General features: G+C 44.1%; 11 protein-coding genes. 7 read left to right on the forward strand and 4 right to left on the reverse strand.

Going from position 1 to position 10556, the window contains the following annotated elements; all coding sequences use genetic code 11:
• Together HP456_RS14470 and HP456_RS14475 are read right to left on the reverse strand one after the other, a co-directional pair.
• On the reverse strand, nt 1-632 hold a 632-nt coding region (locus tag HP456_RS14470), incomplete at its 3' end, for a FecCD family ABC transporter permease (RefSeq protein ID WP_172252299.1).
• Nucleotide 633: 1 nt separating this feature from the next.
• Entirely contained in the window at nt 634-1623 is a 990-nt protein-coding gene (locus HP456_RS14475; RefSeq protein ID WP_172252301.1) for a FecCD family ABC transporter permease, read from the reverse strand.
• Nucleotides 1624-1817: 194 nt separating this feature from the next.
• On the opposite strand from HP456_RS14475, the gene HP456_RS14480 reads away from it, so the two are divergent.
• The 4 genes from HP456_RS14480 (at nt 1818) to HP456_RS14495 (ending at nt 6740) form a co-directional block, all read left to right on the forward strand.
• Nucleotides 1818-2774 (forward strand): ABC transporter substrate-binding protein, encoded by a 957-nt coding sequence (locus HP456_RS14480; RefSeq protein WP_172252303.1) that lies wholly within the window; start codon nt 1818-1820, stop codon nt 2772-2774.
• Nucleotides 2775-3042: 268 nt separating this feature from the next.
• Entirely contained in the window at nt 3043-4545 is a 1503-nt protein-coding gene (locus HP456_RS14485; RefSeq protein ID WP_172252305.1) for a spore germination protein, read from the forward strand.
• Nucleotides 4546-4557: 12 nt separating this feature from the next.
• The gene (locus HP456_RS14490) at nt 4558-5649 is read left to right on the forward strand and encodes a GerAB/ArcD/ProY family transporter (protein ID WP_312857767.1); all 1092 of its coding nucleotides are present in this window, start codon (nt 4558-4560) and stop codon (nt 5647-5649) included.
• Nucleotides 5646-6740 carry a Ger(x)C family spore germination protein gene (locus tag HP456_RS14495; RefSeq protein WP_172252307.1) on the forward strand — a complete coding sequence of 365 codons (1095 nt, stop codon included), beginning with the start codon at nt 5646-5648 and terminating at the stop codon, nt 6738-6740. Before HP456_RS14490 ends, HP456_RS14495 begins: the two co-directional genes overlap by 4 nt.
• 96 nt (nt 6741-6836) lie before the next feature.
• On the opposite strand, the gene HP456_RS14500 is transcribed toward HP456_RS14495, so the two are convergent.
• Nucleotides 6837-7874, reverse strand: coding sequence for an oxidoreductase (locus tag HP456_RS14500; RefSeq protein WP_172252309.1), 1038 nt, complete (start codon nt 7872-7874; stop codon nt 6837-6839).
• A gap of 146 nt (nt 7875-8020) precedes the next feature.
• On the opposite strand from HP456_RS14500, the gene HP456_RS14505 reads away from it, so the two are divergent.
• Nucleotides 8021-8335 carry a thioredoxin family protein gene (locus HP456_RS14505; protein ID WP_172252311.1) on the forward strand — a complete coding sequence of 105 codons (315 nt, stop codon included), beginning with the start codon at nt 8021-8023 and terminating at the stop codon, nt 8333-8335.
• 50 nt (nt 8336-8385) lie between these two features.
• Here the strand turns inward: HP456_RS14505 and HP456_RS14510 are convergent, their stop codons facing one another.
• Entirely contained in the window at nt 8386-9828 is a 1443-nt protein-coding gene (locus tag HP456_RS14510; protein WP_172252313.1) for a lipase family alpha/beta hydrolase, read from the reverse strand.
• Nucleotides 9829-10014: 186 nt separating this feature from the next.
• Here HP456_RS14510 and HP456_RS14515 point away from each other — a divergent pair, with 186 nt between their 5' ends.
• Both HP456_RS14515 and HP456_RS14520 read left to right on the forward strand, forming a co-directional pair.
• Nucleotides 10015-10155: a hypothetical protein gene (locus HP456_RS14515; protein ID WP_172252315.1), complete on the forward strand. Its 141-nt coding sequence runs from the start codon at nt 10015-10017 to the stop codon at nt 10153-10155.
• A 55-nt stretch (nt 10156-10210) separates the two neighbouring features.
• Nucleotides 10211-10390 carry an H-type small acid-soluble spore protein gene (locus tag HP456_RS14520; protein ID WP_172252317.1) on the forward strand — a complete coding sequence of 60 codons (180 nt, stop codon included), beginning with the start codon at nt 10211-10213 and terminating at the stop codon, nt 10388-10390.
• Nucleotides 10391-10556 lie beyond the last annotated feature (166 nt).

Below are 10556 nucleotides of genomic sequence, written 5' to 3' on the forward strand. Positions count from 1 at the left end.
CAATCAGAACCGTTCACAGTACCAGTGATCCAAATATTTGCCTGGCTAGCCCTGTAAATGGGACCCATGATCATCAAGAGGGTAGTCAACGCCTGTGTCAGGGCTGATATCCCGATACCGATCAGGACGAGCCTGACAGGGGAAACACCTTTTCTCCATGCCAGGAAATAGACGAGGAACGCAACTGCTGCTGCGCCGGTAAATGCTGCAACCGGCATCCATTGAATGCTGACAGGCAGCGTACCATCTTCATTGCTGAAGATCGTCAAAAAGGCGACGACTGCAGCTCCCGCTCCCCCCGTGATTCCAATGATATCGGGAGAAGCAAGCGGATTTCTGATCATTCCCTGCAAGATTCCTCCCGCAACCGCAAGCGCCATCCCTGCAAGGAGGGCGATTAGGATGCGGGGCAGCCGGAATGATTTAACGACAAGCTGTTCAAGACTCGTGCCTCCGCCAAAAAAGACATTCACTACATTCCATGGGGCAATTTTCATATCCCCTATTCCTGTACTCACGATCATTACAAGTATCACTAATATTCCCAGTATCGTTATTTTTTTCAAGGCAGACAAATCTACCAGGAATGATATCCGGTCCTTGAACCAGCGTTTTCCTATGAATCTACTCATTTTAGAACCCCTTCCTGGCAACATACACGAAGAATGGTGCACCGATAACCGCGGTCATAACTCCTACAGGCACCTCTTGGGGCATGATGATGTAGCGCGCTGCAATATCAGCTGCCAGCAGAAGAATCGCGCCCAATAAGCCTGCATAAGGAATGAGCCACTTATGATCGACACCGATCACCTTTCTTGCCAGATGAGGAATGACAATACCGATAAAACCAATCGGTCCTGCAATTGCGACAGAACCACCTGCCAAAAGGACGACGATCAACAGTGAGAGGAACTTTATAAGGTTGGTTTTCAACCCCAGACCCTTAGCTACATCTTCACCCATCGCTAATATATTCATCTTGCCTGCCAGTAAGAGAGCCCCTGTCCACCCAATGAGGATGTAAGGGAAAACTCCGCTTAAAATATCAAGGCTCCTTCCCTGCACAGATCCAGCCAGCCAGAAAAGCACCTGTTCAAGCGCCGATTCATCCAGTACAAGCAAACCTTGGGTAAACGATGAAAACATGGCTGTTATCGCAGCACCTGCAAGCGTCAGCTTCATCGGCGTGAGCCCGTTATTACCTGCAGCACCGATGGCATATACGCCAAAAGCGGCAATTGCAGCACCCGAGAAGGAAAGCCAGGTAAATGTTTGCAGGTCGGAAACCCCAAACAATGTCACTGCGGCGACTACCATGAAACCGCCGCCGGCATTGATTCCGAAAATACCCGGTGATGCAAGCGGGTTCTTAGTTAATGTCTGCATAAGAACACCGGAGATAGCAAGCGATGCGCCGACTGTTGCAGCAATCAGTGCCCTTGGGAGACGGATCGTCTGCAGCACCAGATGTTCAGTGGACTGTGTCGGGTTCATAAACGCATCAAGCGCTGTTTTCCAAGAAGTATCTGTGTATCCATAGACGATGCTCATTCCGATGCACAAGACAAGGAAAAGGATAGTCCCTATAAATAGAAGAAATTGTTTCTGCGTTTTAATCATATGTTTACCTTTCCGGTCACGTATAAGTAGTCTTCTCTTATTCTCTTCTTATTTTAGAGAAGATTGGGAAAGCCGTCAATGACTTTGAAAATCATTATCATTTAGTTATTGACAATGAAAGCCTTCTCAATTATGATTATGTTTGTCAATGATAATCATTATCAGTCAATCATATCTTAGGGGGATTTATACATATGAAATTAAGAGGATTATTATCTTTACTGTTGATCACTGCTCTTCTTTTCCTTGCTGCTTGCGGTAATAAAGAAGAAAAGTCTTCAGGAAGTGATTCTGACAAGAATGAAGAAGCATATTCGGTAGAACATGCAATGGGTACGACTGAAATTAAAGGAACGCCTGAAAAAGTCGTCATTCTTACAAATGAAGGCACCGAAGCACTTCTGGAATTGGGTGTCACGCCTGCTGGTGCCGTACAATCCTGGACTGGCGACCCTTGGTATGATCATATTTCAGACGACATGAAAGATGTTGAAGTGGTCGGGACGGAAAGTGAATTGAACATCGAAGCGATTGCAAAGCTTCAGCCGGATCTTATCATCGGAACAAAAATGCGTCAGGAAGAACAGTACAATCAATTGAATGAAATCGCTCCGACGGTCATGTCCGAAACCCTTAAAGGGAATTGGAAAGAAAACTTTGAGCTGTACTCTAAAGCATTGAACAAAGAAGAAGAAGGCAAAGAAGTCATTGCTCAGTATGACCAGCGTATCGAAGACTTAAAAGGCAAACTGGGCGATAAGCTGAATCAGGAAATTTCTATGGTCCGTTTCCTCGCAGGAGATGTACGGATTTATCATAAGGATTCCTTCTCCGGTGTCATCCTTGATCAATTAGGATTTGCACGTCCTGAAGACCAGGATGTCGATGACTTTGCTGAAAATGGCGTGACGAAAGAAAGAATACCGGCAATGGATGGAGATGTTCTCTTCTACTTCACCTATGAAACAGGTGACGGAGAAGCGAACAAGTTAGCTGAAGAATGGATCAATGATCCGTTATTCAAGAATCTTGAAGCTGCTAAAGCCGGTAATGTCCACGAAGTAAGTGATGCGATCTGGAATACTGCCGGCGGTGTCGTTGCTGCCAACAAAATGCTTGATGATATTGAAAAATATTTCTTAGAACAATAATTCATTTGAAAAGATCAGGGAAAATCCCTGGTCTTTTTTATTTTCTGCATTAGATCTCCGCTGTCTGTATCCGTGCAAGACTTACCCGCGGAGGGAAGTATTGCACCTCTCTACTTCCGTCTTAAATACGACAGCCCTGCTCTTCTTTAATCTTAGAATACCCTGATAAATACCCTTCTTTTTTTCTGCCAGCTCTATTCATCTTTTCATAATTCTCCCTATTTCGGAAACACTACTGAATACACCACGTTGAACATGAGGGATTCGTATGTTTTCATTTTTTAAAAGTAAAAATTCTGATCACACAAAGAAGAAGCAATCCTATGAAAGTACAAAATCAGCCATTGAAAAATCTGCCGATTATAAGCAGGCATTTTACCAAAATCACTTTACCGGTGTGAAATTCAGCCTTCATTTTGTCACGACCTTGATTGACGGGAAAATTATCCAAGAGGATGTTCTTCCTTCTTTATTATCCAAGGATTTCAATGATTTAGAAGACTTGAAAACACTGGTCCCGATCGTTGACATACAAGTTTCCGACGATGAAACGGTCATTGAACAAAAGCTGCTGAATGGATACACCATGCTGACGATGGATAAAACCAACCGAAAATTCGCATTCATCGCCACCAAGAATGAAATGGGACGTAAGGTATCTCAGCCCGAAGTGGAATTCAGTGTCGTCGGTCCGAAAGAGGCATTTGTTGAATCACTCAGTGACAACCTGAATCTCCTGCGTAAACGCATCCCGGTAAAAGAACTAACTGTAGAGGAATCCACTGTCGGCACCATCACTCACACCAGAATCGCCCTTCTCTATTTAGATGGGTTAGCAGATGAGGCAAACGTGAATACAGTCCGCCAGCGTTTAAAAAGCGTTGACTTTGACCAGATCATGGACAGTTCATTCATTGAACAACTGATTGCGGACAATGGTTTATCCCCTTTTCCCCAGCTGCTTGATTCTGAACGTCCTGACCGGGTTGCGTCCGTATTAATAGAAGGAAAAATCGCAATTTTGGTAGATGGCTCACCTCATGCATTAATCGGTCCTACTACTCTGGTCGAATTTTTCAATGCCTATGAGGATTATTTCCTTAACTTTATGGTTGCTTCTTTCTTTCGTCTCGTTCGTGTATTTGCGGTTGCTTTCTCAATTCTGATTACACCAATTTATGTAGCCGCACTTACCTATCATTACGAGTTGATACCGAAGGATCTGATGGCCACACTTGTTACGTCCAGACAGGAAATCCCCTTGCCCCCGATATTGGAAGCGTTGTTTCTCGAACTCACGATTGAACTGCTGCGTGAGGCAGGAGCCCGCCTGCCCACTAAGGTCGGACAGACAATCGGTATCGTTGGCGGGATTGTCATCGGAACAGCATCTGTTGAAGCTGGACTGACAAGTAACGTCCTGCTTATCCTGGTCGCCCTGGCTGCACTTGCTTCCTTTACAACACCTGTTTACAGAATGGGCAATACGATCCGTATTTTAAGGTTCCCATTTTTGTTCTTAGCCCAGCTTTGGGGACTGCTCGGGATCGTCTTTTGTTTCTGTTTTCTCATGGGGCATTTATTAAAACTGACCTCCCTTGGCCGCCCATTCCTGGAACCGTTGTATCCTCCACGTTTAAAGGATTTAAAGGATGCACTCATCCGGTTTCCATTTTATAAGCAGTCAAAACGTCCGGGATTTCTCCGCACGGATAAAGAAGTCCGTTTCAGTTCGAAGGAAGGCAAGAAGAAGCTTGATATTGACGAATGATTTGGAGGTGGGATGATGCAGCCGATTCCAGAAAGCAGAAAGATTTCCCCTTTTCTTGTGTTCTTTCTCATTCATGCAATCCAAGTTGGAGCCGGGGTATTGGGCTTTCAGCGGATCATTGCAAAGACTGCCGGATATGACGGGTGGATTTCAGTCATACTCGCAGGGGTTACCACCCATATCATCATGTTGATCATGTATCTGTTATTGGATAAAGGCGGCGGGGACCTAGTATCAGCGCATGCGATCGTATTTGGGAAGTGGATAGGGAAAGCTGTTGACATTTTCTTCGTACTTTACTTTACACTGCTTGTCATCACCATTATAAGGACCTATATAGAAGTTGTCCAAGTATGGATGTATCCGCGGCTAAGCACATTTTATTTTGCGCTGGCCTTTATGATTCTCGCGTATTATATAGTCTCCGGCGGAGTTAGAAACATTGCAGGAGTCGCTTTTTTCGGAACGGTCCTGCCAAGCTATCTGCTATTGACATTCGCTTTCACGTTTCCGTACAGCGATTTCAGGAATATTCTGCCCGTCTTTGATCATTCGTTGAAGGATATGATAATGGCCACTAAGAATATGTCACTAACATTTCTCGGATATGAATCGATCTTGTTACTCTATCCATTCATCAAAAATGCGAAAAAGTCACAAAAATATGCACACTGGGGCTTATTCACTACTACGACAGTATATGTTATCATCGCCGTCACCTCCTTTGCCTTCTTTAGTGAGAAACAACTGGCAAAGACGGTATGGGCCACTTTATCCATGTGGAAAATTGTTGAAATGCCTTTTGTCGAACGGTTTGAATATATCGGGATAGCCAACTGGTGCCTGGTGATTCTCCCAAATGTTTGTATTGCATTATGGTGCGCAAGCAGAATCATGAAAAGGATCACCCCGCTCAATCAGCGTCACTCTATTTGGATCCTTTCGATAATTGTTATTGGCACCCTAACTTTTATTACGGATCGCAAACAAGTAAATATCCTGAACTCACTATCGGGAGAAATCGGTTTCTATCTTAATTATGGATACATTCCCCTTCTCCTGATAGTAGTGATTATCATGAAGAAGGTGAGAAAGAAAGCATGAGAAAGCGAATAACAAACCTTACCATCATTCTTTTGCTGATGACCGGATGCGTGGAAAGGGAGATACTTGATGATTTAAATATTGAAACAGGAAAAGCATATGATTTCGTCGATGAAAATACAATCAGGGGAACGGCGTTATTTCCTGTGTATATTAAAGATGGTGCGATTGAAAATCGGACATTGTCCGCAGAAGCCCCTTCGACGAGAGAAGTGTTGGAGACGTTGTCACGGAAATCCCAGCAGCCATTGGTAAGGGGAAGCCTGGATATTGTGCTTCTTGGAGAAAAGATGGCAAAGAAAGGGGTCCTTGATGTTGCCGACTCCCTTCAAAGGGACGCCAGTATCGGTGCACGCGTTTTTTTGGCCATTACGGAAGGAAGCGCAGAGGACATTCTGAATGGGAATTACGGAATAAGAGGGAACGGAATGTTCATTTCCAACTTGATCAACCAGAATATCAAGAGAAGAGAGCTTCCGGAAACCAATTTGCATATGTTTCTCTATGATTATTATCAAGACGGCCAGACGCCTTACCTGCCTATCATAAAGAAAGTTTCCGACGATACACTGGAAGTCACGGGGGTTGCCTTATTCGATAAAGATAAGATGGTGGACACCGTATCACCGGATGATCTGTTCTTCTTTAAGCTCCTCGTAGATAAACTCTCCGAAGGAAGCCACGTTGTAAAGCTCGGTAAAAAAGACGGCGATGCCGAACAGCGAGTCGAAGCAGCCGTAACAAGCATCAAATCCAAGCATAAGATTAAGGTCGAGAATAAAAAGGACCCTGTGAAAATATCGATTAAGATCACCATTCGGGGGATCATCAAAGAATATACAGGAAAAAAATTAACTCCAAAGAAAATCAAGGAAATAGAAGATAAGATGTCAAAAGACATTATAGATCAATCCTTGGAGTTGTTCGGTAGGTTTCAGGAGATGGGGATTGACCCCGCGGGAATCGGTCAAATTCAGAAACACGGCGTACGCGGCTTTGATATAAAAGAATGGGAAAAAACCTTATACCCAAATGCAGAGTTTGTAATCAAACCGGATGTACAGATTGTGGAGTCGGGGACTGTGGAATAGGCTTTCTCATTGTGTCATAAGTCCTGCAACGACAAGGAGCCGTAATGAAAGGAGAGGTGCCGTTTAAGCACACCTCCTTCATTCAGCCACATGTGATTATAAATAAATCGATTTTTTCTCTGAAGAGCTTTTCTTGCATGCTTCGATGATTTCGATGACATTCAGTGCTTCTTCAGCTCTTACCGGTATGGGCTGATTATTTCTTACCGCTTCAAAAATTCCCTGATAGTACTGAGTGTAATCACCTTTTTCAGAAGAAAGTTTTACTTTATTCACTTCTTCCTCTTCTATAAGGGACAGTGTGCCCCAGGATTCTTCATCCTCCATTCCCCAAGATGCGGAATAAGGATTGATCCCTTCTTTAAGATCTGCTTCCTGTCGATCCATCCCGTATTTCACGAAGCTTCCTTTTTGACCGTGCAGCTGATAGCGAGGCCCTGGATCAAGTACAATCGAGCGGGAATAAAGTCCGATTCTGACCGTATCGTAACCGAGAGTGATTTGAAAATAATCCTCTGCTTTTTCTGGGTCTCGCTGCGAGAAGACATCCGCGAACACCCATTGAGGTTTTCCGAACAGGCAAAGTGCCTGGTCGATCAGATGTGAACCGAGGTCATATAGCACCCCTCCGCCTTCGATCTTATTTTCTTTCCAGCGATCCTTTACCATCGGGCGGTAACGATCAAAGTGTGCTTCATATGTAGAGATGTCACCTAACTTCTTCTTCTCCATGAGATTCCGGATCGTCAGGAAATCGGCATCCCAGCGGCGGTTATGGAAGACAGACAGCACGAGTCCATTCTCTTCAGCAAGCCTGATCAGCTCTTCACCCTGTTCACTTTCCGTTACGAAAGGTTTTTCCACCACTACATGTTTCCCTGCTGTGAGCGACTGCTTGATCATGTCATAGTGAAGATGATTTGGCGTGGTGATCACGACCAGCTCAATGTCTTCCTGAAGCAGTTCCTGAAGTGATGGAACCACGTTGACACCGCCAATATCTGCCTGGACCTTCTCTTTATTAGAAGACATGACCGTATGGATTTCAAAATTATGGGAATGTTGAAGGAGCGGACGATGAAAGCTTTGCCCGGAAAATCCATAGCCCGCCAATCCTACATTGATAGGTTTCATGTTATCACCTGTTTTCCTTAGAATGTATACCTATACTATCATGTTCTCTTCATGCCGGGAAATTCTTTGCCGATGGATTTTTGAAACCTTGCAGTTTACGTAAAGATCAGCTGTGGTTAAAATAAAGGGGAAAGGGGGTTTTATACATGCAATCGATCAAGAATAAAGAAACATTTGAAGAAATCATTTCATCGGATCAGCCCGTAGTTGTAAAATTCCATGCAGACTGGTGCCCTGACTGCCGCCGCATGGACATGTTCATCGATGAAATCATGGATCAATACAGCCAATATAAATGGTACGACATCAACAAGGATGAATTCCCTGAAATCGCCGAAAAATATGATGTCATGGGAATCCCGAGCCTGCTTATCTGGAAAAATGGCGAAAAAATTGCGCATCTGCACAGTGCACACGCCAAAACACCGGACCAAGTAACGGATTTCTTGAACACGCTATAATCACCGGCCCGTCCTGCACTGCTTTCAAGCATGGGAGGACGGGCTTCCTTTTATTCATAGAGTGTTCCATCTTGACCTACAAACATAGTTTTGATGACTGTCCTTTCGAATTCATTGCCGCGGCCGGTAGTTCCTTTGATATCAATCGTGAAATTGAGGATGCCTTCATCATATCGTGATAAGGATACAGGATCGAGGCTGGAAGGATTTTCGATGGACTTCTTATTTCCCTTATTTCTAACCGGAATGTGAGTTATATGAACTTGCCTATTGATCGAGGTTACATTATTCATCTTTACTCCTTTACTCTTTGAATCTTCATACCCTGAGAAAATTTCTTCAACTTGTGGCAATACCCCATTTGTAAACAATACGTTTAACAAATAGGTTTCCCTTTTATCATTCCGGCTTTCAAGTACCCACTTGCCGCTGTCCGGCGTTCTGATAAGCGTAGAGTGATGAAACGCATTAGGAAAGAAACCTGTCTCATCCCCCGCAGCTGCGAAGTCTGTATAAATTTTACCTCCTGGGTCAGTAAGTACCAGCTCCGTATCCCTGAAACAACTGAACCAATCAACCGTCATTTCATCGACACCCTCTTCAACTGAAAACTGTTCCGTTCCTCTTCCTTCATATGCACCGCCCCTATGCAGAACCGATGTATGAACTTCTTCTTTTGGTGAGTCCTGGTCAGCGGATTCTGGAATATCTCCTACCTCTTCACCGAGCAAACTTTCTACATAAGGAAATATTTCTTCTCCCTGTTTGATTGTTTTGTGGTTCCAATCATCGACCCTCACTTCCCGGCTGTATGGAAGCCGTGAACTCTTCACTGTAACCGCTCCATCATTTGCACCGAAACGCCTTAAATAGAGACCGCTCCAGAAGAGCTCTGAATTCAACCCTCCCCATCCAGTCCCGCCGAACGTATAGAATGGAATTTCTCTGCTGACTGTATGCTGATCGGTTCGCTTCCTGTATGCTTCCATATAAGCTTTCTGCAGGGAAAACACCGCATCGCTTTTACTGCCGAGGGTTTCCGTGAGCCAATCTGCCCATTTACTGTATGCAAGGTCCGCAAGTTCGGATCCATGATGTGGTGTAGAAAGAGTAATCACACGTTTTACAAATTCTGCTGCGCCATGATAAACAATCGCCGTCTGTGCATCGACCCCTCCCTTGCTATGGGCTGCAATCACTACTTTTTTATTAAAGAAGTTGTACACTTCCCGAAGTTTTTCAGCCAAAAGCAAGCCGTTTGCCCACATGTCATCGGTCCCCGATAACTCAATAAAGGCAGTCTCATACCCTTTGGAATAAGCCAGTTCGCTTATATCATTATTCCCTTTCCACCATGTTTCAGTTGTTGCATTGATCCCGTGGATAAATAGGATCGGGTAGCTGCCGGGTTTCACTTGTTCCGGTTTTTTTCCAGGAAACCAGCTCTCTTTGTCCCCGCGGATTGAAGGAACAGAATGTGGGTGTTCATTCATTATGGTAACCTCCTTATCCCCTCTACTTTTCTCCTTTTTTATCTCAAATCCCTTTGCTAATGAGCATTTTAGGAGATTATGCTTATTGGGTTTTACAATACAAATAATAAATCCTGACCCTTTCAATGAATAACTTCCTTACTGTTTTCAAACACTAAAGTGAAAAGAAATTAGGAGGAATGACCCGTGACGAAAAAGGTCAACAAAGGCAGCAGCAATCAGAATTCCCCGAAACGCGGAACGACTGAATTCGCTTCCGAGATTACGAGCGGCGATAATAGTAAAGGAAATAAACACAATAAGGATCAACGAAACAAAACGAGATGACCGACTGCTTATTTATAATGAAATAAGCATAAGAGATACAGGGAGGACAATGAATATGGAACTTAAACGAGTGAAGCAAATCTTATCTTCTTCCGCAGACATCGAAGTAAAATATAAAGATACGTCGATCTGGATTGATGAAGTGATGGAAGATGGTCAAACGGCAGTTGTCCATCTTCGCGGTCCATTAGAAGAAAGGTCACAAGTCAGCATCTCTGACTTGCAAGAAGGCTGAATTTCAGGAAAAAAGGGGCAGGGACAAAACGAATAAACCACGACATAAAGACGAACAATTTCAGTGTATTCTTAATACCGCTAATGATTTCCGTGCAAGACTTCGCTTTCCGCGGGTAGCCCGTGAGTCTCCTCGGCAAGCTGTGTTGCTCCCCTATTGTTGGACA

The sequence above is a fragment of the Bacillus haikouensis genome (assembly GCF_013179555.1).
Lineage (GTDB): Bacteria > Bacillota > Bacilli > Bacillales > Bacillaceae_B > Rossellomorea > Rossellomorea haikouensis_A.